The following is a 25,203-nucleotide window of genomic DNA, read 5'->3' as shown; positions in this document are numbered from 1 at the left end:
ATAGACGTCCTCTCGCGGCAGTCTGCGTCCAGCAAACCGCCAGGCTACGCGGGCGCTTAGAAGCTCGTCTTTCGCGTCTTCAGCAGGATGTTGGTCTCGGTGGTGTTGATTCCATCCACCAGTCGAATGCGCCGCAATGTCTCGTCAAAAGAAACGAGATCGCGGTCTTCCAACTCCGCGATGAAGTCCCATCTTCCGTTGGTACTATGCACGGCGCGAACCTGCGGCAAGCCGCGAAGCTGATCGGCAACCTTGTCGGCAAGCTTGCCGAGAACCTCGATCATGACGATCGCTCGAACGCCTGCCGCGCGGGTTTCGTGGCCGGTGCGGATGGTGAAGGCCGCAATCGTTCCATTGGCGACGAGGCGATCGATCCGGGCGGAAACGGTGGCTCGCGACGCACCCGTCAAAGCCGCCAGCGACGACACGGGAGTACGCGCGTTGTGCCGGAGGGCGCTGAGAAGTTCCTGATCAAGATCGTCCATGGTTTCCACTTTGCCATATGTGACTTAGCAAACTGCTAAATCGGCTTTCATTCCGAACATTTTTTCATCTTTTTGTCGTCGCGTCGATGCTCCACTATTCATCCGAAACAGCATGAGGGAAAAGACATATGCAGACGCAAGCCAGACCGGTCACACTTATCGGCGCCCCCCTGGAAGAGGGATCGGGTCGCAGGGGCGCTGCCATGGGTCCCGCCGCACTGCGCATTGCTGGCGTCGACCGGACACTGGTCGATCTCGGCTATGATGTCGCCGATGCCGGCGACGTACAGGTCGTGCCCGCGCGCGACCTGCCGAACCTCCCGAAGGCACACAATCTACGGACCGTCGGGGCATTTGCTCGTGCGCTGGAAGCCGGCGTCTACGAGATCGCTGCAGCCGGTCGCTTCCCGATCATCCTCGGCGGCGACCACAGCCTGTCGATGGGCAGTGTCTCCGGCATGGCCCGCCACGCAGCACAGCAGGGCCGACCGCTCTTCGTGCTTTGGCTGGATGCACACTCCGATTTCAACACCCCGGCAACCTCGCCGTCCGGCAACATTCATGGCATGCCGGTTGCCTTTTTCTGTGGCCAGGCCGAGATCGCCGAGGTCCTGCCGAAGGACCGGCCCCTGGTGGATCCGCGTAACGTCTTCCAGGTAGGTATTCGTTCGGTCGACGCGCCGGAGCGTGAACTGATCAAGGAACACGGCGTCAACGTCTTCGACATGCGATCGATTGACGAGCAGGGCGTTGCAGCGATCATGCGCGACATCCTTGGCACTGTCAGCGCCGCCAACGGCCTTCTGCATGTCAGCCTCGACGTCGACTTCCTCGATCCCGAAATCGCCCCCGGCGTCGGCACGACTGTCCCTGGCGGTGCCACCTTCCGCGAGGCTCACCTCATCATGGAGATGCTGTGCGACAGCGGCCTCGTCTCTTCGCTCGACCTTGTCGAGCTCAACCCCTTTCTCGATGATCGGGGCAAGAGCGCCCGCATTCTCGTGGAGCTCACGGCAAGCCTCTTTGGCCGCCGCATATTCGACCGCCCGACACGCGCAGCATAATAATAGAGGGACAAATAATGAAAACGGCCGCCAACTTGATCGATACCGAGCAGCGCCTCGGCGCTCATAACTACAAGCCGCTCGACGTCGTCCTGACGCGTGGCGAGGGCGTTTATGTCTGGGACACGGACGGAAACCGCTACCTTGACTGCCTCTCGGCCTATTCGGCGGTCAATCAGGGCCACTGCCATCCGAAGATCTTGGCCGCGATGGTCGAGCAGGCAGGCAAGCTGACGCTGACTTCGCGCGCCTTCCGCAACGACCAACTCGCGCACCTCTACGAAGAGCTCGCAGCGCTGACCGGCTCGCACAAGATCCTGCCGATGAACTCAGGCGCCGAGGCGGTCGAGACTGCCATCAAGGCCGTGCGCAAGTGGGGCTACGAGGTCAAGGGCGTGCCGGAAGGCAAAGCGGAGATCATCGTCTGCTCGGATAATTTTCACGGCCGGACACTCAGCATCATCAGCTTCTCGACCGATCCGGATGCGCGCACCGGCTTCGGCCCCTACACGCCGGGCTTCCGTACCGTTCCTTTCGGCGATGCCGATGCCTTTGCCGCTGCCATCAACGAGAACACCGTCGCCGCGCTGATCGAGCCGATCCAGGGCGAGGCTGGCGTTATCATCCCACAGGCCGGCTATTTCAAGCGCGTGCGTGAGCTCTGCACGGAGCACCAGGTCACGCTCATCCTCGACGAAATCCAGACCGGGCTTGGCCGCACCGGCAAGCTGCTGGCAGAGGAACACGAAGGCATCGAAGCCGACGTGACCCTGATCGGCAAGGCATTGTCAGGTGGTTTCTATCCGGTCTCTGCCGTTCTTTCCAATTCCGAAGTGCTTGGCGTCCTCAAGCCCGGCCAGCATGGCTCGACCTTTGGCGGCAATCCTCTCGCCTGCGCCGTGGCGCGCGCGGCGCTGAAGGTGCTGACTGAGGAAGGCATGATCGAGAACGCCGCCAAGATGGGCGACTACTTCCTCGAGGGCCTGCGCTCGATCCGTTCCAACATCGTCAAGGATGTGCGCGGTCGGGGCCTGATGATGGCTGTCGAACTGGTCCCGGAGGCTGGCGGCGCCCGCCAGTACTGCTATTCCCTCAAGGAACGCGGCCTGCTTGCCAAGGATACGCATGAGAACACGATCCGCCTCGCACCGCCGCTGGTGATCACCAAGGATCAGGTTGAGTGGGCGGTGGCGCAGATCGAAAAGACGATCGCTTAGTCGCTCGGCCTTCGCCCAAGGTGAACTCGCGACATCGCGAGTTCACCTCGAGCAAACGCTGAGCCGGACTAAAAATCATCTGTCCCAATTTAGAATTGAGAAACACTCTTCACCTAATGTCCGGAGTAACCGTATCGGTACTTTCTCGGTCGAAGAGTTCCGGCGGTTTGAAGGCAAAGTCCATCCGCGCCAATGGTGGCGCGGTTGCTTCTGCCCTGGCTTTCGACAGTTGGGACAATTCTAATGGCTACCATCAATTCCACGAGCTTCAGCGGCGATACGCTTGAGATCATTGCCTTCAGACTGCACGATCAGGAATTCTGCGTGAAGACGACGACAATCCGCGAAATTCGCGGTTGGGCACCGTCCACACCCATCCCGCATTCGCCAGCCGACGTCATCGGCGTCATGAACCTGCGCGGCTCCGTCATCCCGATCATCGACCTTGCTTTCAAGCTCGGAATGAAGAGCACCGTTGCCAATGAGCGCAGCGCCATCGTCGTCGCTGAGGTTCACAACATGGTCATCGGCATGCTGGTCGACCGCGTGTCTGACATCCTGACGATCTCGTCTGGCCAGGTGCAGCCGGTACCGGAAGTGACCGCATCGTTCGACCGCGCCTTCTGCGAGGGCATCATCGCCTCCGAGAATGGCATGATCTGCTTCCTGAACCTCGCCAAGATGTTCAAGGAAAACGAAACAGACGAACTCGCCGCATAGCGAATAGCTTCAATGCCAAGCAAAAGCCGCTCAAATCGAGCGGCTTTTTTTGTAGACGAATACACTCATTATAAGAAATTCATCACAACTTCTACCATAGAACTCATATTAAATTAGATATTTCTTTTACACTAAACATTAACCCTCATGGTCCGATCATTGGTTGTGGCGACTAGGAATTTCTCGCGTCGAGATGGGCACCATGCCGACGAACGGCCTTGGAACGACGAGCAGTCGTCAGGTTAATGGAACCGCGCGGGGCGTTGGCGCCCGTGCACAGAGGGGATGAAAATGTTCGGTCTGTCATCTGATTCGAAGAATATCCTCGACGCGATTTCGAAGTCGCAGGCAATCATCGAGTTTGACCTCAAGGGCAACGTCATGAAGGCAAACGAGAATTTTTGCAATGCGCTTGGATATAGCCTCTCGGAAATCGCCGGCAAGCATCACAGCATGTTCTGTGAGCCGACCTATACCGCGACATCGGAATACCGCGACTTCTGGGCTCGGCTCGGCAGAGGCGAACACGACTCCGGCGCCTACAAGCGTCTCGCAAAGGGCGGTCGGGAAATCTGGATCCAGGCCACCTACAATCCTGTGTTCAGGAACGGCAAACCCTACAAGGTCATAAAGTTTGCCGCCGACATCACCGATGTGAAGAAGAAAGCGGTCGAGGACGCCGGCAAGCTCGACGCGATCTCCCGCTCGCAGGCCGTTATCGAGTTTACCCCCACCGGCGAGATCCTGACGGCAAACGAGAACTTCTGCGGCGCGCTCGGGTACTCCCTCTTGGAGATTGCTGGCAAGCACCACAACATGTTCTGCGAACCCGCCTACACGCGAACGGAGGAATACGCCAATTTCTGGCGCCGGCTCGCGCAAGGCGAGTTCATCGCCAATGAATTCGTTCGATACGGCAAGGGTGGCAAGGAGATCTGGATCCAGGCGGCCTATAACCCGATTAGTGACGCCAACGGCAAAGTCTACAAGGTCGTCAAGTTCGCGACTGACGTTACCCAGCGAATGAGCGCAATCACCCAGCTTGCTGAAGCGCTTCGCGGACTGTCGGAAGGCGATCTCACCAAGACCGTGGATGCAGCTTTCGTACCGTCGATGGAACAGCTGCGGCACGATTTCAACGCGACCGTCACCAAGCTCTCCGAAACGCTCAATACCGTCGGCGAAAATGCGCGCGCGATCGCCGCCGGATCCCGGGAAATCGGCTCTTCAGCGGATTCCTTCTCCAAGCGAACCGAGCAGCAAGCCGCGTCGGTCGAAGAGACCGCGGCCGCGCTCGAACAGATCACTACAACGGTCAACGACTCCAGCCATCGTGCCGACGAAGCCGGTAAACTGGTCGCCAAGACCAAGCACGGCGCCGAACAATCCGGGCTCGTCGTCCGCAATGCGGTCTCGGCCATGGACCAGATCGAGCAATCCTCACGAGAGATCACCAACATCATCGGCGTCATCGACGATATCGCCTTCCAGACGAACCTGCTCGCGCTCAATGCCGGCGTAGAGGCGGCCCGCGCTGGCGAGGCAGGCAAAGGCTTTGCAGTCGTGGCGCAGGAAGTGCGCGAACTCGCCCAACGCTCCGCCAGCGCGGCGAAGGAGATCAAATCGCTGATCACCAAATCGAGCGAACTTGTCCGCAACGGCGTCGATCTGGTTGGCCAGACCGGCAAGGCGCTGGAAACAATCGTGACCCAGGTCGGCGACATCAACACCAACGTCGTCGCCATCGTCGAGGCATCCAAGGAGCAGGCGACTGGCCTCAAGGAGATCAACCACGCCGTCAACTCCATGGATCAGGCCACCCAGCAGAACGCGGCGATGGTCGAGGAGAGCACCGCGGCAAGCCACAAGCTCGCCGCCGAAGCGGAAGCGCTTCGGGGCTTGATTGCCCAGTTCCGCCTTGCCGAAACCTACTCATCTCGAAACGCACCGAGGCCAGCCCCCTCCCCGGCGCTCCATCTGGTCGCTCGCGTGGCAAAAGCCCACGGTGCGGCAGCGCCTGTGGCCGATAGCTGGCAAGAGTTCTGAACAGCTGACATCGTGTGAGCAGCCGGCATCGCCAAGCGCGGTGCCGGCTTCTGCAATTCTGGCGAGCTTCGCAGATCCCTCGGTGAAGAGAATCGACTCGACCACACATTGCATTAGCGGAATATGAAAACGGGAAAACCTGGCTGGTCGCCGGGCACACATGATCAAGCATTGAACGACCACAAAGATATTGTATTTTCAATATCTTATGAACTTCATCAGGCGCCGAAACAGCTCAGCTTCCCTCGTGGCCGGTGACATTCTTAGCCTTTGCGTTCACGATCGATTAGTCGTACCGAGAATCCTAAATTACCTATGCGTGAGGAAATATTGAAATCTTAGGCCTTGCGCATATTATCTTTCTCTTATGATGAAAGGCAGATAGCCACCCTCGGTTGCTGTCGATCGCAAGATGAAAGCGCGCTTCCATTCTTTTTCCCCAAGCCGGAACATCGGGTTCCGGTGAGAGATCGTTTGGAGGTTAGTATGAGTTACAAGACAACGACCATAGCCATCCTTCTTCTTGGCAGCGCGGGGCTGGTGGCTCCCATTCCGGCGAACGCGCTTGATATCGGCGGCAAGAACGGTGTCAGCGTCAACAGCAGCAGTGGTGGCTTGAGCGTCTCGGTGGGCGGTGCCAGCGGCGTGAACGCCAACGTCGGCAGCAGTTCGTCGGGCGGGCTTGGCGTCAACGCCTCCGTCGGCGGCGCCAGCGGCGTCAACAGCAATACCTCGGTCGGCGGCAGCAGCCGCGGGCTCGGGGTGAGCACGACCGCAAGTGTCGGCGGCTCCAGGGGCATCAACGCCGATGTTGGCGCGAACGTCGGTGGCAGTAGCCTCGCCACCGCAAAAGCCACCGTTGGTTTGGGTGGAAATACGATCGTGGACGTTGACCTTGGTGTGCCATCGGTAAGCAACCCGACGGGACCCGGCACATCGGGGCCAGGTACAACAGGCCCGGGAACGACCGGCAATCCGAAGAACCCGTTGCTCGCCTATGACGACATGTCATCCGCCGAGCAGGCAAAGATCAAGGTCCGCTGCAAGGACGTCGTGCGTTCAGGTGGGTTCGATTCAAGCCTGGTAAAGCTCTGCAAGATGGTCATCGCCATGCGTTGATGCAGGAAAGCGCCGGCTTGCAGGCGCTTCTCCGATTTCTGTCTTGCGCTTGGGATTGGCTATTCCGGGCGACGGATCAGCGTTGCAGCCTGCACCACCAGCGGATTCAGTCCGTTGTCGTCACGCTCCAGCATCTCGAAAAGCTGGCGCCGCATGCGCGGCTCCCAGAATTTATTGATGTGGGAAGCCACCCCCGGCACCGCTTCATCCTCGGGCTGCGTCTTGAAGAACGTCGCGATCTGGTTTGCCATGTAGACGAGTTTGGTCTGGGTATCATGCGACATCGGAAATATGTCCCGGCTGGATGCGGTGCGAATGGGTGAAAATCTCGAAATCCTCGCCGCGAACGAGGGCGATCAGGGTCATCCCCGCCTGCTCGGCGGTGCGGATCGCAAGCGCCGTCGGCGCGGAGATGGCGATCAGCACAGGGCTGCCGAGAATGGCGGCCTTCTGCACCATCTCGACAGACAAACGGCTGGTGACGGCAACGACGCCCCCCGCGCCTGAAAGACCCAGGCGAACAACCGCACCGCAAAGCTTGTCCAGCGCATTGTGCCGCCCGACATCCTCGCGCACGGCGACGAGACCCTGGCCGGGAACATAGAAGCCCGCTCCATGGACCGCTCGCGTCTCCCGGTGCAGGGGCTGCGCTCCATTCAAGAGCGAAATCGCTTCCACGATCTGCTCATGGCTGATCGTCATGCCTGCCGCGGACACATCGGGCACGCTGCGAACCGCCTGCTCGATGGATTCGATGCCACAGAGACCACAACCGACCGGGCCTGCCATGCTCCGGCGGCGCGCCGTTAAAGCGAGGGCAGCCTCATCGACCAGCGAAACCTGCACGTCGATGCCCTGCTCGCTCTCGACCACCTCGATCGCCGAGATCTCGTCGCGCCGCGCGATGATCCCTTCCGTGAGGCTGAAGCCGATGGCGAAATCCTCGAGGTCAGCAGGTGTTCCCATCATGACCGCATGCGTCGAACCGCCATAGGAGAAGGCTATGGGAACCTCCTCCGGCACGATGCGCTCGCCGGCTACCATCACACCGCCGCTACGGGCCGTGCGTCTGACAGCAATCCGGCTTGGCCGCTCGGTCATTACTCTGCGGCCTCCAGCTTGCCCGATATCCGCCGGCTCTGCCGAGCCTGCTCGTCATACTCGACCTGCCAATCGGATGGACCGTTGGAAGGCGAGACCTGCACCGCCGTTACCTTGTACTCGGGGCAGTTCGTCGCCCAGTCCGAGAAGTCAGTGGTGATGACATTGGCCTGCGTGTCGGGATGGTGGAAGGTGGTGTAAACCACGCCAGGTGAAACGCGATCGGTGATCAGCGCCCTCAGCGTCGTATCCCCGGATCGGCTCATCAGCTTCACCCAGTCGCCATCGCGAATACCGCGCTGTTCGGCATCATGAGGATGGATCTCCAGCCGGTCTTCGGAATGCCAGACGACATTCTCCGTGCGCCGCGTCTGCGCACCGACATTGTACTGGCTGAGGATACGGCCGGTTGTGAGCAGCAGCGGGAAGCGCGGTCCCGTGCGCTCGTCGGTAGCGACATATTCGGTGCGGATGAACTTGCCCTTCCCGCGCACGAATCTGTCGACATGCATGATCGGCGATCCCTCGGGATGCGCTTCGTTGCAAGGCCACTGCACGGAGCCCATCTTTTCCAGATAGTCGTAGGACACCATGGCGAAGCTCGGCGTCGTCGCCGCAATCTCATCCATGATCTCGGACGGGTGCTGGTAACTCCAGGCAAGGCCCATCGCTTGGGCGAGCTTCTGCGTTACTTCCCAGTCGGCATAGCCGTTCTTCGGGCTCATCACCTTACGCACGCGGTTGATGCGGCGCTCGGCATTGGTAAAGGTGCCGTCCTTCTCGAGGAAGCTCGAGCCGGGCAGGAAGACATGCGCATAGTTCGCGGTCTCGTTCAGGAAGAGGTCGTGGACGACCACGCACTCCATCGCCGCCAGGCCTGCCGCCACATGCTTGGTATCGGGATCGGACTGCAGGATATCCTCGCCCTGGACATAGAGTCCCTTGAAGGAACCATCGACGGCGGCATCGAGCATGTTGGGGATGCGCAAGCCCGGCTCGTCGCTGATCTTCACGCCCCAGAGCTTCTCGAAGATATCGCGGGTCGGATCGTCGGAGACGTGGCGATAGCCCGGCAGTTCGTGCGGGAAGGAGCCCATGTCGCAGGAGCCCTGCACGTTGTTCTGGCCGCGCAGCGGGTTAACGCCCACGCCGGGACGGCCGATATTGCCGGTCACCATCGCTAGGTTGGCGATTGCCATGACTGTCGTTGAGCCCTGGCTGTGCTCGGTCACGCCGAGGCCGTAATAGATCGCGCCGTTACCACCGGTGGCATAAAGACGGGCAGCTCCCCGCAGCAGATCACACGGTACACCGGTCAGCGCTTCCGTCGCTTCCGGGCTGTGCTGCGGCTCGGCGACGAAGGCCGCCCAATCCTCGAATTCGGACCAGTCGCAGCGCTCGCGGATGAAACGCTCGTCGAACAGACCCTCGGTGACGATCACATGCGCCAGCGAGGTCATGACGGCGACGTTCGTGCCTGGCTTCAGCGGTAAGTGATACGACGCCTCGACATGCGGCGAGCGCACAATATCGGTCCGGCGCGGATCGATGACGATCAGCTTGGCACCCTGCCGAAGCCGCTTCTTGAGGCGAGACCCGAACACCGGATGTCCATCCGTCGGATTGGCGCCGATAATCACGACGACATCGCTCTTCTCGACGCTGTCGAAGTTCTGCGTACCCGCCGAGGTGCCGAAGGCCTGGCCAAGGCCGTAGCCAGTGGGCGAATGGCAGACGCGGGCGCAGGTGTCGACATTGTTGTTGCCGAAACCGGCACGCACGAGCTTCTGCACCAGATAAGTTTCCTCGTTGGTGCAGCGCGAAGAGGTAATGCCCCCGACAGAATCCCGACCATACTGATACTGGATGCGGCGGAATTCCGAGGCGACATGTGCAAAAGCCTCGTCCCAGGTCACTTCGCGCCACGGGTCCGTGATCTTCTCACGCACCATCGGGTTCAGTATGCGGTCCTTGTGGCTGGAATAGCCGTAGGCAAAGCGGCCCTTGACGCAGGAATGCCCACGGTTCGCCTGTCCGTCCTTCCAGGGCACCATGCGCACCAGTTCCTCGCCGCGCATCTCCGCCTTGAAGGAGCAGCCAACGCCGCAATAGGCGCAGGTGGTCACCACTGAATGCTCCGGTTGGCCGATCTCGATCACGGCCTTCTCGGTCAGCGTCGCCGTCGGGCAGGCCTGCACGCAGGCGCCGCAGGAGACGCATTCCGACGAGACGAAATCCTCGTGCATGCCGGCCGAAACGCGCGAGTCAAAGCCGCGCCCCTCGATGGTCAGCGCAAACGTGCCCTGCACTTCCTCGCAGGCCCGCACGCAGCGCGAACAGACGATGCACTTCGCGGGATCGAACGTGAAGTAAGGATTGCTCTCGTCCTTCGGCGCCCATTTGGCATTGAGCCCGCCATTGTCTCGCGCCTTGACGTGGTTGTCGCCGTCATAGCCGTAGCGCACATCGCGTAGACCGACGGCGCCTGCCATGTCCTGCAACTCGCAATCGCCATTGGCGGCACAGGTGAGACAGTCGAGCGGATGGTCGGAGATGTAGAGCTCCATCACGCCCTTGCGGATATCCTTCAGCCGGCTAGTCTGCGTCGAGACAACCATCCCTGCCGCGACCGGTGTGGTGCACGATGCCGGAAGGCCGGCCCGCCCCTGGATCTCGACAAGACAGAGCCGGCAGGAGCCGAATGCGTCGATCATGTCAGTGGCGCAGAGCTTGGGGATCTCGATGCCGGCATCCATCGATGCGCGCATGATCGAGGTGCCTTCGGGCACCGTCACCTGGTTGCCGTCGATGGTGAGCGTCACCATGGTTTCGGAGGAGGAGGCCGGCGTGCCGTAATCGGTTTCGTGGACGAGAGGCATAGGTCTTACTCCGCCGCTTCAATAAGAGATGTGGGGACGAAATCTTCGGGGAAGTGCGTCATGGCGCTCATAACAGGATAGGGCGTGAAACCGCCGAGCGCGCAAAGCGAACCGAACTTCATCGTGTTGCAGAGATCGGCAAGGAGCGCCCGGTTCTTCTCTGGCTCAATGCCCTTCGCAATCTTGTCGGCCGTTTCCACCCCACGCGTCGAGCCGATGCGGCAGGGCGTGCACTTGCCGCAGCTTTCGACGGCACAGAACTCCATGGCGAAACGCGCCTGCTTCAGCATGTCGGCACGATCGTCGAAGACGACGATGCCGGCATGGCCGATCAGCCCGTCCTTGGCCGCAAAGGCTTCATAGTCGAACGGCGTATCGAACAGGGCCCGTGGGAAATAGGCGCCCAACGGCCCGCCGACCTGCACAGCCTTGACAGGACGGCCGGACGCCGTGCCGCCGCCGATGTCGTCGATGATTTCTCCGAGCGAGAGCCCGAACGCCGTCTCGAACAGGCCGGCATGCTTCACGTTTCCGGCGATCTGTAGCGGGATCGTGCCGCGCGAGCGACCCATACCGAAATCGCGATAGTAAGCCGCCCCCTTCTCCATGATGACAGGGACCGATGCCAGCGAGATCACATTGTTGATGACGGTCGGACAGTCGAACAGGCCTTTGTGCGCCGGCAATGGCGGCTTGGCGCGGACAATACCGCGTTTGCCTTCGAGGCTGTTCAGCAGCGCCGTTTCCTCGCCGCAGACATAGGCGCCGGCACCGGTGCGGACCTCCATATCAAAGGCCTTACCCGAGCCGAGCACGGAGGTGCCGAGAATGCCGGCACTGCGGGCGATGTCGATTGCCCGGGTCATCGCCGCGATCGCGTGCGGGTATTCCGAACGCGTATAGACGAAACCCTTGGTCGCTCCCGTAGCAAGACCCGCGATCGCCATCCCCTCGATCAAGACGAAGGGATCGCCCTCCATGATCATTCGGTCGGCGAAAGTGCCGCTGTCGCCCTCGTCGGCGTTGCAGACGATGTACTTGCGCGCACCCTGTGCATCGAGCACGGTCTTCCACTTGATCCCGGTGGGAAAGCCGGCACCACCGCGGCCGCGCAGGCCGGAGTCGGTGACTTCCTTGACGATATCGGCGGCTTGCATGGAGGCTGCGCGGCGCAAACCGGCAAGACCACCATGAGCCTCGTAGTCATCCAGCGATAGCGGATCGATCACGCCGCAACGCGCGAAGGTGAGCCGCGTCTGCCGCTTCAGGAACGGCAGTTCTTCGACCTCCCCGAGACAGAGCCGGTGATCCCCACCCGATATCAGCCCCGCGTCAAAGAGAGCCGCGACGTCGCGGGCCTTTACCGGGCCATAGCCGATCCGTTTGCCAGCAACTTCAACTTCAACCAGCGGCTCCAGCCAGTGCATGCCACGCGAACCGTTGCGCACGATCTTGGCGTCGAGGCCGCGATCTGCGATCTCCCGCGCCACCGCATCCGCCACCTTATCCGCGCCGAGCGCCAGCGCTGCCGCATCCCGCGGGACATAGATCCTGACGGTCATCGACGTGCCTCCTCGATCATCTCTTCGATATCGGCGACATCCACCCGGCCATGAACCTCGCCGTCCATCATCGCGGACGGCGAGCACGAACAGAGCCCAAGACAGAAGACAGGTTCGAGCGTAATCGCGCCATCTGGCGTGGTGCCGTGCCAGTCGATACCGAGCATGGATTTGACGCGTTCGGCCAGCTGATCGCCACCCATCGATTGGCAGGCCTCGGCCCGACAGAGCTTCAAAACATGCCGTCCAGCGGGATGATCGCGATAGTCATGATAAAACGTAACGACGCCATGCACTTCGGCTCGCGACAGGTTGAGCTCTTCGGCAATGACCGGCAGCGCTTCTCGCGGGACATACCCGAACTCGTCCTGAATCTCGTGGAGGACCGGCAGCAGCGGGCCTTCGAGAGATTTCAGATGGTCGATGATGGAGCGTGTGCGCTCGGCGATATCGCTCTTGGCGACATGAATGTTCATCAGCAGCCCTCCCACGGCCTGCACGCTATGCGAAGCAGCTTGGGCGGGCGGGCTCTCTACCGAAACCTGTGGCCGACGAAACCGCTAAGTCAGTTCATTATAGAACTTTCTCAGGCAACGGCGAAGCGATCAATAAGGCTGTTCCGTCAAATGATAGGAAAAACCTATCAAAGTTCCGGTGTTTCGGCGAGGATGCGCGCTTCATGCAGCAGCGCGGAGACCAGCGGCGTGAAGGGTTCGCGATGCGTGGCCACGAGACCGACCACATGATGCGCTTGCGGCTCGACGATCGGTATCATCCTGATCTCGGCAGGAAAGCCAAAGGATTTTGCGACGTTGCGGGGCATGATGCTCGCCCAGCGGCCGGTCCTGACGTGTGAGAAGAGGACGATCATCGAATTCGATTCGAGCGTCGGATGCGCCGTGGCACCCGCCTCGGCGAGAAGCTGATTGATGATCCGGCGGTTCTGCATGTCCGCCGTCAATAGGCAAAGCCTGATATCGCCGAGCTCCTTCCAGGTCACACTCTCGCGATCGGACAGGGGACTGCCTGCGGCGGTGATGAGATTGTAGCGCTCCTCGTAGAGCGGCACGCTGGTAACGCGGCCGAGCGGCTCGTTCTCGAGATAGGTGATGCCGGCATCGATCTCCAGATTCTCCAACATGCTCAGCACCTGCAGGGAGTTGCGGGAGACGATCGAAAACGTCACATCGGGGTGGCGCTCCTGAAACGGCATGGTGATGCGCGGCAGCATGGCCAGTGCGGTAGGGATGACCGCGATCTTGATATGGCCGGAGAGCCCCTTGCGCGCCGCGCGCATTTCCTCTCGCATCGTCCGGGCATCGCTGACAATGCGACGTGCCCATTCGAGCACCCGCTGGCCTTCGGGCGTCAACCCTTGAAAGCGGGATCCGCGCTGGACCAGAACGACGCCAAGCTGATCTTCAAGCTGGCGGATGGCGGCGGAAAGGCTGGGCTGCGAGACGCCGCACTCTTCGGCGGCGCGGCCGAAATGCTTCTCATTGGCGAGCGCGATGAAGAATTCCAGCTTGTCGATCATTCAGCCTCCGCGCCGAACTACGGCACGCGTTATTTTCGCGTCGCTGTCTGCGATACGCAAGCCCCGAGATCAAGCCTACTCCGTAGCGGGGACCATGCTGAAGAGCGAGTTCAGGAACGTGATCGTGCTGGGTGTTCCAACGCGATAATAGACAAGGCGTCCATCCCGCCGCGTCGTGACCAGACCCTCCAGCCGCAGGCGCGCCAATTGCTGCGAAACCATCGCCTGCTGAATGCCCAGGATGTCCTCGATTTGGCCGACGGTCTTTTCCTCGTCGGCAATGATGCAAAGGATCAGGATCCGAGTGTGATGCGCCAGCGCCTTGAGCAGGTCGCTTGCCTCGCGTGCGCGCGTCGAGAACTTTTGCAGCTCGTGGCTGCTAGTGCCCTCTCTGGGTGTAGGCAAGTGCATATTTATCTATCTCTAATTGCATAAATAGAATGTCTGAATAGACATACTAACATATACGGGTAGAGCGATACTTTGGATCTTCTAAAATGCCAAAAAAAGTCGCAGAGCGATCAGCAGATCAGCTGACCACCGTTGATCTCGATGACCTGGCCTGTGATGTAGCCCGAGAGAGAGGGCGCCGAGAGAAACAGATAGGCTGGTGCGCAGTCTTCCGGCGTGCCCAAACGCTGCAGTGGGATGGTCTTGCGCGTCGATTCCAGCTTTTCGGCCGAGGAATAGCGCTGGTGGAAGTCCGTCTCGATCGTCCCGGGCGACACGCAATTGACCCGGACCCCATCGGGTGCGAGCTCCCTGGCAAGGGCCTTTGAGTAAGTGGAGACAAACGCCTTGGAGGCCGAATAGATCGCCGAACCGGGACTTCCGCCTGTTATCGCCGAGATGGAGACGGTGTTGACGATGGCGCCACGTGCTGCGCGGAGCGCCGGCAGCAGCAACCGCGTGAGCTCGACAACCGAGGTCTGGTTCAACTGCACGATCGAGGCGTACTGCTCATCCGTCAAACTATCGGCGGGAAACCGGCCGACCATGGTGCCCGCATTGTTCACGAGCACGTCGATCCGATCGAAGGCGCCGAGCACGGCGTTCCCGAATGTCTCGGTGCCCGAGGTCGATGAAAAGTCCGCGGGGATTAGAAACGCCCGCCGATCTTCCTCCGCGGTCAACAGGAAATCCGGAAGCGATCGATCGGCGGAACGCCCGGTATGGACGAGCACCTTGGCCCCGCAATCCAGGAACTGTCGCGCAACCTCTAGGCCAATCCCCCGGCCGGCTCCGGTGACGACAACGTTCTTGTTTTCGAACAGCCGCGGATGAAACATATGCTACCCCCAATAACACTTCGGCCTTAGCATCCATGAATTTAGCCGGAGAGACAAGAACACACCAGCCGTGCGGAGACTTCGTACAGAGACGCCGAAAACAAAAAAGCGGCCCGATAGGCCGCTTTTAATCATGCTGCTAGAAGCAGATCAGTCTTCGATGACGCCGCTGAGGTGCGTCATTTCCATGATGAAGTGCTCCAGCGCCGACTTGTGCTCGTGATGGTGTGCATCCAGCAACTCGCGCTTCGCACTGTCGATGCGGCGGGTCAGTTCATCCTTGGTCAGGTCTTCCTTCGCAACCGCCGATTCGGCGAGCAGCGTGCAACCGGTCGGCAGGATGTCAGCAAAACCGCCGAATACGACGTAGTCCTGCTTTGCGCCGCTTGCGGAGCGAACGCTGACGATACCCGGCTTGATGGTGGTCATCGTCGGGGCGTGGTTCGCCATGACGGTCATCTCGCCCTCGGTTGCCGGAATGACAACTTCGGTCACCATCTCCGACAGGAGCAGGCGCTCCGGAGATACGAGTTCAAAATTGAAATTGTCAGCCATGACGTTTCACTTCTTGATTGTCTTTGAAACGAGAGACGGCGCGCTTGGGCAATCCCAGCGCGCCGTAAGGGAATGCATCAAGCAGCTGCGGAGAGCTTCTTGGCCTTTTCGATGGCTTCTTCCATCGAGCCGACCATGTAAAAGGCTGCTTCCGGCAGGTGGTCGTAATCGCCGTTCACGAGGCCCTTGAAGCCCTTGATCGTGTCTTCGAGAGCAACCAGCTTGCCCGGCGAACCGGTGAAGACTTCGGCGACGAAGAACGGCTGCGACAGGAAGCGCTCGATCTTGCGGGCGCGGGTAACCGTCATCTTGTCCTCTTCGGACAGTTCGTCCATGCCGAGGATGGCGATGATGTCCTGCAGCGACTTGTAGCGCTGAAGCGTCGTCTGGACCTTACGGGCGACTTCGTAGTGCTCTTCGCCGACGACCATCGGGTCGAGCATGCGCGAGGTCGAGTCGAGCGGGTCAACGGCCGGGTAGATACCCTTTTCAGCGATCGAGCGCGACAGAACGGTCGTTGCGTCCAGGTGGGCGAACGAGGTTGCCGGAGCCGGGTCGGTCAAGTCGTCGGCGGGGACGTAAATGGCCTGAACCGAGGTAATCGAGCCCGTCGTCGTGGTCGTGATGCGTTCCTGCATCTGGCCCATGTCGGTGGCGAGCGTCGGCTGATAACCAACGGCCGAAGGAATACGGCCGAGCAGAGCCGACACTTCCGAGCCAGCCTGCGTGAAGCGGAAGATGTTGTCGACGAAGAACAGAACGTCCTGGCCCTTGTCGCGGAAGTCTTCAGCGATGGTGAGACCCGTCAGAGCGACGCGTGCGCGGGCGCCCGGCGGTTCGTTCATCTGGCCGTAAACCAGCGCAGCCTTGGAGCCTTCGCCGCCGCCATGCTTGTTGACGCCCGATTCGATCATTTCGTGGTAAAGGTCGTTGCCTTCGCGGGTACGTTCACCCACGCCAGCGAATACCGAGTAACCACCGTGCGCCTTGGCGACGTTGTTGATCAGTTCCATGATGAGAACGGTCTTGCCGACGCCAGCGCCGCCGAACAGGCCGATCTTGCCGCCCTTTGCGTAAGGCGCGAGCAGGTCGACGACCTTGATGCCGGTGACGAGGATCTGTGCTTCGGTCGACTGGTCGACGTAGGCAGGAGCGTCCTGGTGGATAGCGCGCTTGCCCGAAGTGACCAGCGGGCCAGCTTCGTCAACCGGCTCGCCGATGACGTTCATGATACGGCCGAGCGTTTCCGGACCGACCGGAACCGTGATCGGGCCACCGGTATCCGAAACGGCCTGACCGCGAACCAGACCTTCGGTCGAGTCCATGGCGATCGTACGAACTTCGTTTTCACCCAGGTGCTGAGCGACTTCGAGCACGAGGCGGTTGCCGCCGTTCGTGGTTTCGAGCGCGTTCAGGATCGCCGGCAGTTCGCCTTCGAAGGCAACGTCTACGACGGCGCCGATAACCTGCGTGACCTTGCCGGCGGAGCCTGCCGCGGCCTTCTTGGGGGTAGCTGCCTTAGCCATCTTCTTACCCTCTTTCCCTAACCTCAGAGCGCTTCCGCGCCCGAAATGATTTCAATGAGTTCCTTGGTGATCTGAGCCTGACGCTGACGGTTGTAGTTCAGCGTCAGCTTGTTGATCATCTCACCAGCGTTACGCGTCGCATTGTCCATCGCGCTCATCTTTGCGCCCATTTCGCCGGCGACGTTCTCAAGGAGCGCGCGGAAGATCTGGACAGAGATGTTGCGTGGGATCAGATCGCTCAGGATCGATGCTGGATCCGGCTCGTATTCGTAGACCGCACCCGCATGCGCGGCATCTTCGGCGACAACGTCACCAGCCGAAGCCGGGATGAGCTGCTGTGCCGTCGGAACCTGCGAGATCACCGACTTGAATTCCGAGTAGAACAACGTGCAGACGTCGAACTCACCGGCTTCGTACATCTCGATGATGCGCTTGCCAATGCTGTCGGCGTTTTCGAAGGCGACACGCTTGACGTCGCGCAGTTCCTTGCGCTCGACGATGAGCGAGAGGAATTCGCGGCGCAGGCTGTCGTAGCCCTTCTTGCCGACCGTGAAGATCTTCACCGTCTTGCCTTCAGCGATCAGCTTGCGGGCATGATCACGGGCAAAACGAGAAATCTGCGAGTTGAAACCGCCGCAGAGGCCGCGCTCGGCGGTGCAGACGACGAGCAGGTGAACCTGATCCTTGCCTGTACCGGTCATGAGCGTCGGCGCACCATCCGCTTCGGTGACGGCCTTGGCGATGTTCGCCAAAACCGCACTCATCCGCTGCGAATAGGGCCGAGCGGCCTCGGCCGCCTCCTGCGCACGCCGAAGCTTCGCCGCGGCGACCATTTTCATCGCCTTGGTGATCTTCTGCGTCGCCTTGACGGAGGCGATCCGGTTTTTCAGATCCTTAAGTGAAGGCATCCGTGATCCGTCCTAACTGGGTCCGATTACGAGAAAGACTTCGCGAAGCTGTCGATGGCAGCAGTGAGCTTGCCCTTCGTATCGTCGCTGATGGCCTTGTCGTTACGGATCGTGTCGAGGATCGACGCACCTTCGGAGCGGAGGTACGACAGCAGGCCCTGCTCGAACTTGCCGACCTGGTTGACCGGGATCTTGTCGAGGTAGCCGTTGACGCCGGCGAAGATCACCGCGACCTGCTCTTCCGTCTTCAGCGGCGAGAACTGCGGCTGCTTCAGGAGTTCGGTCAGGCGCGCACCGCGGTTAAGCAGGCGCTGCGTCGAGGCATCGAGGTCAGAGCCGAACTGAGCGAAGGCGGCCATTTCGCGATACTGGGCGAGTTCGCCCTTGATCGAGCCGGCAACCTGCTTCATGGCCTTGATCTGAGCGGCAGAACCAACGCGCGAAACCGACAGACCGACGTTAACGGCCGGACGAATGCCCTGGTAGAACAGGTCGGTTTCAAGGAAGATCTGGCCGTCGGTGATCGAGATCACGTTGGTCGGAATGAACGCCGAAACGTCGTTACCCTGGGTTTCGATGACAGGCAGAGCCGTCAGAGAGCCAGCGCCCTTCTCGTCGGAGAGCTTAGCAGCGCGCTCGAGGAGACGGGAGTGAAGGTAGAAAACGTCGCCCGGATAAGCTTCGCGGCCCGGCGGACGGCGCAGCAGGAGCGACATCTGACGATAGGCGACAGCCTGCTTCGAAAGGTCGTCGTAACCGATGAGAGCATGCTGGCCGTTGTCGCGGAAGTATTCGCCCATGGCGCAACCGGCGAACGGTGCCAGGTACTGCATCGGAGCCGGATCGGAAGCCGTAGCAGCAACAACGATCGAGTACTTCAGTGCGCCGCGCTCTTCGAGAACCTTGACGAACTGGGCAACGGTCGAACGCTTCTGGCCGATAGCGACGTAGACGCAGAACAGCTTGTCGCCGTCCGGGCCGTTGTCGTGGATCGGCTTCTGGTTCAGGATCGTGTCGAGAATGATGGCGGTCTTGCCGGTCTGGCGGTCGCCGATGACGAGCTCGCGCTGGCCACGACCAACCGGGATGAGCGCGTCGATGGCCTTGAGGCCGGTCGACATCGGCTCATGAACCGACTTGCGCGGAATGATGCCAGGAGCCTTGACGTCGACGCGCGCACGGCGGGTCGCGTTGATCGGGCCCTTGCCGTCGATCGGGTTGCCGAGAGCGTCGACAACGCGGCCGAGCAGTTCCGGACCAACCGGAACGTCAACGATGGCGCCGGTCCGCTTAACGGTGTCGCCTTCCTTGATGTCGCGGTCGGAGCCGAAAATAACGACACCGACGTTATCGGACTCAAGGTTCAGCGCCATGCCGCGGATGCCGCCCGGGAACTCGACCATCTCGCCTGCCTGGACGTTGTCCAGACCGTAAACGCGAGCGATACCGTCACCGACGGAGAGCACCTGACCGACTTCCGAGACTTCTGCCTCTTTGCCGAAATTTTTAATCTGATCTTTGAGAATTGCGGAAATTTCCGCGGCGCGGATATCCATCAGCCAACCTCTTTCAATGCAAGCTTAAGGGTAGAGAGTTTGGTACGAAGAGACGTATCAATCTGACGGGACCCGACCTTCACGATCAGACCACCAAGAATTGACGGATCAACCGTGACGGCGAGCGCCACGTCTTTGCCGGTGACGCCCTTGAGCGCCGCCTTCAATTCAGTTTCCTGCGCTGCGGAGAGCGCATGGGCCGAGGTTACCTCGGCGGTAATTTCGCCACGCTGGTTTGCAGCGATGATCCGGAAGGCCTTGATCATGCCCGGGAGAGCAAAAAGGCGGCGATTACGCGCCACGACCTTCAGGAAGTTTGCGAAGAAGCCACTGATGCCAGCCTTTTCGCTGATCGCAACGATCGCCTTCAACTGATCCTCGGCCGAAAAGACCGGGCTGGAGACGAAGCGCTTCAGATCTTCGCTCTCATCGAGCATCGCCTGAAAACGATCGAGATCGGCGGTCACGGTATCGACTGCCTTTTCCTCGAGCGCCAGTTCGAACAGCGACGAGGCATATCGTTCTGCAACACCAGATGTAAGCTGGGACGTGTCTGCCACGGCACAAATTTCCCTGATTTCAACCCAAGAATCCGGCTTCCGGCGGGCGCCTGATCTAAATTCTTGAATTCGTTTTGATTTCCCCCAGAAATCGCAAGAGAAGCCTCTTGCTTCTTCCGAAATTCGGGGTCCGTCTAACATAGGATCTGCGGACTCGCAACACGCGTAACGCCCTAATCCGGCTTTCGCATCGATTTCTGACGCAAAAATGCGGAATGCCGTTGAGGAAAGACCTCAGCGTGGTGGATATCCGTTCAACTCAGGCGGAAAAGAAACCCAAAACATACGCCAGCGGCAGCGCCGCGAGGACGACTTGCACAACCAGAAGTAAATAGTTGAGAACCGTACCCCCCTTATCCGAAAGGAGGGAAATGATGCGGGCAAACGCCGACATCGCAAACGCCGCGCCCAGGGCCATGTAGGTCCAATCCTGAGCCAGCATGATCGCGGAGAGACCGAAGCCCAGATAGAAGCCGCCGACCGACCGTTGCTCCGCATATCCGTCGCGTCGCCCCTCGCGTGGCTGCAGTCCGAACAGGCGCATGGCGTAGCCCGGAGCGAACATGATGATAAGCCCGGCCAGCGACGTGAACGCTGCGGCACCAAATGCAAGCTGCTCGCCCAGCTCCGTCGGAAAATAGAAATCCATGAATCGACCCCGAATACCCTGCTTCGCTGCCCTTATGCCACGATTGCGCGAGCCAGCAAAAGCCCGACGCGCCGCGATTTACAAGAAGCTTTGCGGATCGATATCGAGCTGCACATGAACTGAGCCCCGTTCCTTCGGAGAGTGGGCGAGCAAAGCGCGCAGAAAGCCCTGCATGTCTGAGTTTCGCCGGCCGTGTACGAGCAGGCGGAAGCGATGGCGACCGCGCACCAGCGCCAGCGGCGCCTCGGCCGGCCCCAGCACCGAGATGCCTGAAACGTGCGGCGCCGCGTTGCGCATGCCGCGCGCATGGTTCTCGGCATCATGGCGCGTTTCGGCGGAAACGATGATCGAGGCAAGACGGCCAAACGGCGGCAGGATCGCACGCTCACGCTCGGCGATCTCGCGCTCATAGAAAGCGCCGGCGTCACCCGAAACGATCGCCTGCATCACCGGATGCTGCGGCTGGTAGGTCTGCAACAGACCGTGGCTCTTCAGACCGGTACGCCCGGCCCGACCCGTGACCTGTGACAGGAGCTGGAATGTGCGCTCGGCTGCGCGCGGATCGCCATTGGCCAGCCCGAGATCGGCGTCAACGATGCCGACCAGCGTCATCAGCGGGAAATTGTGGCCCTTGGCGACGAGCTGCGTGCCGATAACGATATCGGCCTCCCCCTTGGCGATGGCATCGAGTTCGAGGCGCAGGCGCTTGACCCCACCCATGATGTCCGACGAGAGCACAATCGTCCGGGCCTCGGGGAAATGGCGTTCGACTTCCTCGGCGATCCGCTCAACACCCGGCCCGCAGGCGACGAGATGGTCGAGGGTTCCGCATTCCGGGCAGGCCTCGGGCGTGTGCTGGCTATAGCCGCACTGGTGACACTGGAGCTGCCGCTTGAACCGGTGCTCGACAAGCCAGCTGGAGCATTGCGGGCACTGGAAGCGATGGCCACACACCCGGCAAAGGGTCAGTGGCGCGTAGCCGCGGCGGTTCAGGAACAGCAGCGCCTGCTGCTTTTTCTCGACCGTCTTGCCGATCGCGCGCACGAGGACGGGCGATAGGTAACCGCCGCGTTCCGGCGCATGCCGTCGCATGTCGATCAGGTGCAGATCGGGCAGCGCCGCATCGCCGAAGCGTGTCGGTAGGTGAATGGTGGTGTAGCGTCCGCTATGCCCGTTGACCTGACTTTCGACCGATGGCGTGGCGGAGACCAGCACCACCGGGAAGTCGCCGATGCGAGCCCGCACGACTGCCATGTCGCGGGCATTATAAAAGACGCGATCCTCCTGCTTGTAGGCGGGATCATGTTCTTCGTCGACGATGATAAGTCCGAGATCTTCGAACGGCAGGAAAAGGGCCGACCGTGCGCCGGCGACAACCCGCACTTCACCCGTCACGGCCTGCCGCCAGACCTTCTCGCGCATTCGCGGGGAAAGATCGGAATGCCACTCCGCGGGCTTGGCACCGAAACGATCCTGGAAGCGCTCAAGAAAGCTCGCCGTCAACGCAATTTCCGGCAGCAGGATAAGCACCTGTTTGCCGCGCCTCAGCGTTTCCGCAATCGCCTCGAAATAGACCTCTGTCTTCCCAGACCCGGTAACGCCATCGATCAGCGAGACCGCGAACTCGCCTTTGTGAACTTCGGCAAGGATTTCCTCGGCTGCATCCTTCTGCGGTCCCTCCAGCCGGGACGTGATGAAATCAGGATCGGGTTTTGCCACCACCGGCGGCGGTGGCAGGAACACCGTCTCGAAAATCCCCTGCGTCACCAGCCCGTCGACGACACTTGTCGACACGCCCGCGGCATGAGCAAGACCGCTTCGCGTCCACGATAGCCCATCGCTACCAGTCTCGAGCACCCGGGCGCGCGCCGGCGTCATCCGCTCCGGTGCGCCGCCGACGAAACGCAAGCCCTCGACCATCGGCTCCGGCTCGAATGCGTTCGGCGCGCGCAAGGCCATGCGCGCCACGAGACCAGGCGGCGAGAGCGTATAGCTCGCTACCCAGTCGATGAAGTCGCGCATTTCCTTGGTCAGCGGCGGGCAATCGAACACATGACTGATCGGCCTAAGTTTCTTCGGGTCGACACCCTCGTCACCACCGTCCCAGACGACACCGATGACCTGCCTGGGCCCCAACGGCACCTGTACGACCGAGCCCGGCTCGACCACCATCCCATCGGGAACCGAATAGGAATACGGCTTTGGGGCAGGCATGGGCACGAGTACCGCAACCGTGCGGTTTGCCGGCGGTGTCTGAAACAAGGCTCCAAAGAGATCGGACGAATCTGTACTCATCGGGCGAGACCATGCCCGCAATGATCCAAAAAGAAAACCTGCGTCTCCGTCTTCCCTCGCCAATCACTCGGGCTTAGGCGTGCTCAAAAAGAATGGGCGGCAACCGTTTCCCGAAGAGGCAGCTGAACGAGCGGCAGAAAGCGGGTACCGGCATCGGTTTTCAGATCATGCACCGTGTGCTGCTCAAGCGCCTTCGTCACATCGTTGATGTCTCCGTCCAGATGCTCCACCGGGATCAGATTGCCGACCGCGAAATCGAAGCGATCGCCGCGCTTGTTCAAGAGTTCGTGAAACACGGTCATGTCGCGGAGTTCCGTCGACCATTTGGCGAACCAGTAGAACAGGCCCGAATTGCGCGCCGTCACATGCACCGGCAGGATCGGCAGGTTGTACTTGCGCGCCAGCCCCACGGCCGAGGTCTTCCAAGGACGCTCGTTCAACTGGCCGTTTGCCCAGTAAGCAATACGGCCGGAAGGGAAAAGGATCGTCGCCTTGCCTTCCTTGACGGCATGATTGGTCAGCAGCAGCGTTTCGCGGGTCTTCAGCTTGCTTTTGTATTCCTCTCGCCATTCGACCGGAATAATCACCTCGGCAAAGCGTGGATTGACGCGCACCGCGTCACGGTTAGCGAAAAGCATCATATCAGGGCGTCGGCTTTTCAGGAGATCGAAAATCGCCACACCATCGGCGATGCCGGTTGGATGATTGCTGACAAGAATGAAGCCGCCGCTCTTGGGGATGCGTTCGTCGTTACGGACATTGATCTCAAGCTCCAGCAGGTCGCTCATATATTCGAAGCACTGGAAACCCGGCATGTTCGCGATGTCGTTGGCGAACTTGATGGCCTTGTTGTAGCGCAGCAGCGTGTAGAGGAACGGACGCATCGCCGGCCAGAGCGGATGACGCACGATGCGTTGGCCGCGCTCCGCGATCAGCGTGTCGACGATGTGGCCCGGTTTGCCGTGGGAGACGAGTGCGACCGCTTCCGCGAGTTGTCCTAAAGCCGTCAGGGATTGGCGCCGTGCCATGCAAAAATCCTGCCTCATTGGGAAACCAGTTGTCGTCAATGGTATGATGGAAGCATGACAAGCACTTGGCCGATATTAGCAATTCCATAACTGTCCCTCGTCCAGAATTGGAAGCCGCACCGGCAAATTCAAGAGGGCCAGAGACGTGAACGAACTCCTGATCATTGCCGACCAGCGCCTGATGACGGAACGCGCCGCCTGGCTTAAGAACCTCGCCAACGAGCGGCGGCTTTCGCAGAACACACTGGACGCGTACGAGCGCGATACCCGCCAGTTTCTGACCTTTCTCACCGGCCATCTCGCAGGTCCGACGACGCTCAAGGACATCCATGCGCTGCGGCCGGCGGACTTCCGCGCCTTTCTCGCAGCACGACGCAAGGAAGGCTCCGGCGCCCGCTCGCTTGGCCGCAATCTTGCGGGCCTGCGCTCGATGCTTCGCTACCTCGAAAAGAAGGGGCTGATCAACGCCGCCGGCGCGGGTGCAGTGCGTTCGCCCAAACAACCGAAGTCATTGCCGAAACCGCTTTCCGACAAGCAGGCGATCACCGTCGTCAGCGACGAGGCGCAGCTTCACGAGGAACCCTGGATCGCCGCCCGCGACGCCGCGGTTTTCGCCCTCCTCTATGGCTGTGGCTTGCGTATCTCTGAGGCACTCGACCTCACGCCGGATGCGCTCGACCGCGGCTCGACCACGCTGCGCATCACCGGCAAAGGCAACAAGACGCGCCTGGTGCCGTTGCTCTCCGTGGTGTCCGATGCGGTGGAGAAGTACCGCGCGCTGTGCCCCTATCATCTGGAGATCGGTGAGCCGCTGTTTCGCGGTGCCCGCGGCGGAAAGCTGCAGGCGGCCATTATCCAGCGCACGATGCAGAAGATGCGCAGCGCCTTCGGCCTGCCGGAGACCGCGACACCGCATGCGCTCCGCCATTCCTTCGCGACCCATCTTCTGGCCGGTGGCGGCGACCTCAGAACCATCCAGGAACTTCTCGGCCATGCCAGCCTGTCGACGACGCAGGTCTACACGGGTGTGGATTCCTCACGTTTGCTTGAAGTTTACGATCGTGCCCATCCACGGGCGTAATCTTTTGTTAACGCCTTCCCTTAAAG

The 25,203-nt window shown here is 60.7% G+C and carries 23 protein-coding genes; 6 read left to right on the top strand and 17 right to left on the bottom strand.

What is annotated here, in order from left to right; genetic code table 11:
• Positions 1 to 56 precede the first annotated feature (56 nt).
• Positions 57 to 485, bottom strand: coding sequence for an Lrp/AsnC family transcriptional regulator (locus tag QTL94_RS14000; protein ID WP_289802275.1), 429 nt, complete (start codon positions 483 to 485; stop codon positions 57 to 59).
• A gap of 128 nt (positions 486 to 613) precedes the next feature.
• Between QTL94_RS14000 and rocF the strand changes: the two genes are divergently transcribed.
• From rocF to QTL94_RS13975, 5 genes are all read left to right on the top strand, one after another.
• Positions 614 to 1,549 carry an arginase gene (gene rocF, locus QTL94_RS13995; RefSeq protein ID WP_289802274.1) on the top strand — a complete coding sequence of 312 codons (936 nt, stop codon included), beginning with the start codon at positions 614 to 616 and terminating at the stop codon, positions 1,547 to 1,549.
• Positions 1,550 to 1,566: 17 nt separating this feature from the next.
• Positions 1,567 to 2,766: an ornithine--oxo-acid transaminase gene (gene rocD, locus QTL94_RS13990; RefSeq protein WP_289802273.1), complete on the top strand. Its 1,200-nt coding sequence runs from the start codon at positions 1,567 to 1,569 to the stop codon at positions 2,764 to 2,766.
• 243 nt (positions 2,767 to 3,009) lie between these two features.
• On the top strand, positions 3,010 to 3,486 hold the full coding sequence (locus QTL94_RS13985) for a chemotaxis protein CheW (RefSeq protein WP_289802272.1): 477 nt from the start codon (positions 3,010 to 3,012) through the stop codon (positions 3,484 to 3,486).
• Between the two features lie 291 nt (positions 3,487 to 3,777).
• Entirely contained in the window at positions 3,778 to 5,532 is a 1,755-nt protein-coding gene (locus tag QTL94_RS13980) for a methyl-accepting chemotaxis protein (RefSeq protein ID WP_289802271.1), read from the top strand.
• Positions 5,533 to 6,018: 486 nt separating this feature from the next.
• Positions 6,019 to 6,651, top strand: a complete 633-nt coding sequence (locus QTL94_RS13975; RefSeq protein WP_289802270.1) for a hypothetical protein — start codon at positions 6,019 to 6,021, stop codon at positions 6,649 to 6,651.
• Positions 6,652 to 6,710: 59 nt separating this feature from the next.
• Here QTL94_RS13975 and QTL94_RS13970 read toward each other — a convergent pair whose 3' ends face one another.
• The 16 genes from QTL94_RS13970 to QTL94_RS13895 all read right to left on the bottom strand — a co-directional run bounded on the left by QTL94_RS13970 (position 6,711) and on the right by QTL94_RS13895 (position 24,096).
• Positions 6,711 to 6,935 (bottom strand): formate dehydrogenase subunit delta, encoded by a 225-nt coding sequence (locus QTL94_RS13970; protein WP_289802269.1) that lies wholly within the window; start codon positions 6,933 to 6,935, stop codon positions 6,711 to 6,713.
• On the bottom strand, positions 6,925 to 7,752 hold the full coding sequence (gene fdhD, locus QTL94_RS13965) for a formate dehydrogenase accessory sulfurtransferase FdhD (protein WP_289802268.1): 828 nt from the start codon (positions 7,750 to 7,752) through the stop codon (positions 6,925 to 6,927). The genes QTL94_RS13970 and fdhD overlap by 11 nt, the downstream gene beginning before the upstream one ends.
• The gene (gene fdhF, locus QTL94_RS13960; RefSeq protein WP_289802267.1) at positions 7,752 to 10,631 is read right to left on the bottom strand and encodes a formate dehydrogenase subunit alpha; all 2,880 of its coding nucleotides are present in this window, start codon (positions 10,629 to 10,631) and stop codon (positions 7,752 to 7,754) included. Before fdhF ends, fdhD begins: the two co-directional genes overlap by 1 nt.
• 5 nt (positions 10,632 to 10,636) lie before the next feature.
• Positions 10,637 to 12,193 (bottom strand): formate dehydrogenase beta subunit, encoded by a 1,557-nt coding sequence (locus tag QTL94_RS13955; protein WP_289802266.1) that lies wholly within the window; start codon positions 12,191 to 12,193, stop codon positions 10,637 to 10,639.
• A complete protein-coding gene (locus QTL94_RS13950; protein WP_289802265.1) occupies positions 12,190 to 12,669 on the bottom strand; it encodes a formate dehydrogenase subunit gamma in 480 nt (159 codons plus the stop codon). The genes QTL94_RS13955 and QTL94_RS13950 overlap by 4 nt, the downstream gene beginning before the upstream one ends.
• Positions 12,670 to 12,836: 167 nt before the next feature.
• Positions 12,837 to 13,730, bottom strand: a complete 894-nt coding sequence (locus tag QTL94_RS13945) for a LysR family transcriptional regulator (RefSeq protein ID WP_289802264.1) — start codon at positions 13,728 to 13,730, stop codon at positions 12,837 to 12,839.
• A 75-nt stretch (positions 13,731 to 13,805) separates the two neighbouring features.
• Positions 13,806 to 14,141, bottom strand: coding sequence for an ArsR/SmtB family transcription factor (locus QTL94_RS13940; RefSeq protein WP_065694451.1), 336 nt, complete (start codon positions 14,139 to 14,141; stop codon positions 13,806 to 13,808).
• A gap of 110 nt (positions 14,142 to 14,251) precedes the next feature.
• The gene (locus QTL94_RS13935; RefSeq protein ID WP_289802263.1) at positions 14,252 to 15,019 is read right to left on the bottom strand and encodes an SDR family NAD(P)-dependent oxidoreductase; all 768 of its coding nucleotides are present in this window, start codon (positions 15,017 to 15,019) and stop codon (positions 14,252 to 14,254) included.
• 150 nt (positions 15,020 to 15,169) lie between these two features.
• The gene (locus QTL94_RS13930; RefSeq protein ID WP_065694453.1) at positions 15,170 to 15,574 is read right to left on the bottom strand and encodes a F0F1 ATP synthase subunit epsilon; all 405 of its coding nucleotides are present in this window, start codon (positions 15,572 to 15,574) and stop codon (positions 15,170 to 15,172) included.
• A gap of 77 nt (positions 15,575 to 15,651) precedes the next feature.
• On the bottom strand, positions 15,652 to 17,100 hold the full coding sequence (gene atpD / locus QTL94_RS13925) for a F0F1 ATP synthase subunit beta (RefSeq protein ID WP_065694454.1): 1,449 nt from the start codon (positions 17,098 to 17,100) through the stop codon (positions 15,652 to 15,654).
• Between the two features lie 23 nt (positions 17,101 to 17,123).
• Positions 17,124 to 18,008: a F0F1 ATP synthase subunit gamma gene (locus tag QTL94_RS13920; protein ID WP_065694455.1), complete on the bottom strand. Its 885-nt coding sequence runs from the start codon at positions 18,006 to 18,008 to the stop codon at positions 17,124 to 17,126.
• Between the two features lie 26 nt (positions 18,009 to 18,034).
• Positions 18,035 to 19,564: a F0F1 ATP synthase subunit alpha gene (atpA, locus tag QTL94_RS13915; RefSeq protein ID WP_065694456.1), complete on the bottom strand. Its 1,530-nt coding sequence runs from the start codon at positions 19,562 to 19,564 to the stop codon at positions 18,035 to 18,037.
• The gene (locus QTL94_RS13910; protein ID WP_065694457.1) at positions 19,564 to 20,124 is read right to left on the bottom strand and encodes a F0F1 ATP synthase subunit delta; all 561 of its coding nucleotides are present in this window, start codon (positions 20,122 to 20,124) and stop codon (positions 19,564 to 19,566) included. The genes atpA and QTL94_RS13910 overlap by 1 nt, the downstream gene beginning before the upstream one ends.
• A gap of 259 nt (positions 20,125 to 20,383) precedes the next feature.
• Entirely contained in the window at positions 20,384 to 20,773 is a 390-nt protein-coding gene (locus QTL94_RS13905; RefSeq protein ID WP_289802262.1) for an AGROH133_08824 family phage infection protein, read from the bottom strand.
• A gap of 78 nt (positions 20,774 to 20,851) precedes the next feature.
• Positions 20,852 to 23,068: a primosomal protein N' gene (locus QTL94_RS13900; RefSeq protein ID WP_289802261.1), complete on the bottom strand. Its 2,217-nt coding sequence runs from the start codon at positions 23,066 to 23,068 to the stop codon at positions 20,852 to 20,854.
• An 83-nt stretch (positions 23,069 to 23,151) separates the two neighbouring features.
• Positions 23,152 to 24,096: a GNAT family N-acetyltransferase gene (locus QTL94_RS13895; protein ID WP_289802260.1), complete on the bottom strand. Its 945-nt coding sequence runs from the start codon at positions 24,094 to 24,096 to the stop codon at positions 23,152 to 23,154.
• 145 nt (positions 24,097 to 24,241) lie between these two features.
• On the opposite strand from QTL94_RS13895, the gene QTL94_RS13890 reads away from it, so the two are divergent.
• Positions 24,242 to 25,177: a tyrosine recombinase XerC gene (locus tag QTL94_RS13890; protein ID WP_289802259.1), complete on the top strand. Its 936-nt coding sequence runs from the start codon at positions 24,242 to 24,244 to the stop codon at positions 25,175 to 25,177.
• Positions 25,178 to 25,203: the final 26 nt, after the last annotated feature.

It is taken from the genome of Rhizobium sp. S96 (assembly GCF_030382195.1).
Taxonomy (GTDB): Bacteria; Pseudomonadota; Alphaproteobacteria; order Rhizobiales; family Rhizobiaceae; genus Rhizobium.
This window is presented reverse-complemented; position numbering and strand designations above follow the sequence as displayed.

Excerpts from the sequence above, each read along its gene's own strand:
- rocD (WP_289802273.1), top strand. The coding sequence starts at position 1,567 with ATGAAAACGGCCGCCAACTTGATCGATACCGAGCAGCGCCTCGGCGCT.
- QTL94_RS14000 (WP_289802275.1), bottom strand. The coding sequence starts at position 485 with ATGGACGATCTTGATCAGGAACTTCTCAGCGCCCTCCGGCACAACGCG.
- QTL94_RS13970 (WP_289802269.1), bottom strand. The coding sequence starts at position 6,935 with ATGTCGCATGATACCCAGACCAAACTCGTCTACATGGCAAACCAGATC.
- QTL94_RS13955 (WP_289802266.1), bottom strand. The coding sequence starts at position 12,193 with ATGACCGTCAGGATCTATGTCCCGCGGGATGCGGCAGCGCTGGCGCTC.
- atpD (WP_065694454.1), bottom strand. The coding sequence starts at position 17,100 with ATGGCTAAGGCAGCTACCCCCAAGAAGGCCGCGGCAGGCTCCGCCGGC.
- rocF (WP_289802274.1), top strand. The coding sequence starts at position 614 with ATGCAGACGCAAGCCAGACCGGTCACACTTATCGGCGCCCCCCTGGAA.
- QTL94_RS13985 (WP_289802272.1), top strand. The coding sequence starts at position 3,010 with ATGGCTACCATCAATTCCACGAGCTTCAGCGGCGATACGCTTGAGATC.
- QTL94_RS13940 (WP_065694451.1), bottom strand. The coding sequence starts at position 14,141 with ATGCACTTGCCTACACCCAGAGAGGGCACTAGCAGCCACGAGCTGCAA.
- QTL94_RS13920 (WP_065694455.1), bottom strand. The coding sequence starts at position 18,008 with ATGCCTTCACTTAAGGATCTGAAAAACCGGATCGCCTCCGTCAAGGCG.
- QTL94_RS13895 (WP_289802260.1), bottom strand. The coding sequence starts at position 24,096 with ATGGCACGGCGCCAATCCCTGACGGCTTTAGGACAACTCGCGGAAGCG.
- QTL94_RS13905 (WP_289802262.1), bottom strand. The coding sequence starts at position 20,773 with ATGGATTTCTATTTTCCGACGGAGCTGGGCGAGCAGCTTGCATTTGGT.
- QTL94_RS13950 (WP_289802265.1), bottom strand. The coding sequence starts at position 12,669 with ATGAACATTCATGTCGCCAAGAGCGATATCGCCGAGCGCACACGCTCC.
- fdhD (WP_289802268.1), bottom strand. The coding sequence starts at position 7,752 with ATGACCGAGCGGCCAAGCCGGATTGCTGTCAGACGCACGGCCCGTAGC.
- QTL94_RS13900 (WP_289802261.1), bottom strand. The coding sequence starts at position 23,068 with ATGAGTACAGATTCGTCCGATCTCTTTGGAGCCTTGTTTCAGACACCG.
- fdhF (WP_289802267.1), bottom strand. The coding sequence starts at position 10,631 with ATGCCTCTCGTCCACGAAACCGATTACGGCACGCCGGCCTCCTCCTCC.
- QTL94_RS13930 (WP_065694453.1), bottom strand. The coding sequence starts at position 15,574 with ATGGCTGACAATTTCAATTTTGAACTCGTATCTCCGGAGCGCCTGCTC.
- QTL94_RS13980 (WP_289802271.1), top strand. The coding sequence starts at position 3,778 with ATGTTCGGTCTGTCATCTGATTCGAAGAATATCCTCGACGCGATTTCG.
- atpA (WP_065694456.1), bottom strand. The coding sequence starts at position 19,564 with ATGGATATCCGCGCCGCGGAAATTTCCGCAATTCTCAAAGATCAGATT.
- QTL94_RS13975 (WP_289802270.1), top strand. The coding sequence starts at position 6,019 with ATGAGTTACAAGACAACGACCATAGCCATCCTTCTTCTTGGCAGCGCG.
- QTL94_RS13935 (WP_289802263.1), bottom strand. The coding sequence starts at position 15,019 with ATGTTTCATCCGCGGCTGTTCGAAAACAAGAACGTTGTCGTCACCGGA.
- QTL94_RS13945 (WP_289802264.1), bottom strand. The coding sequence starts at position 13,730 with ATGATCGACAAGCTGGAATTCTTCATCGCGCTCGCCAATGAGAAGCAT.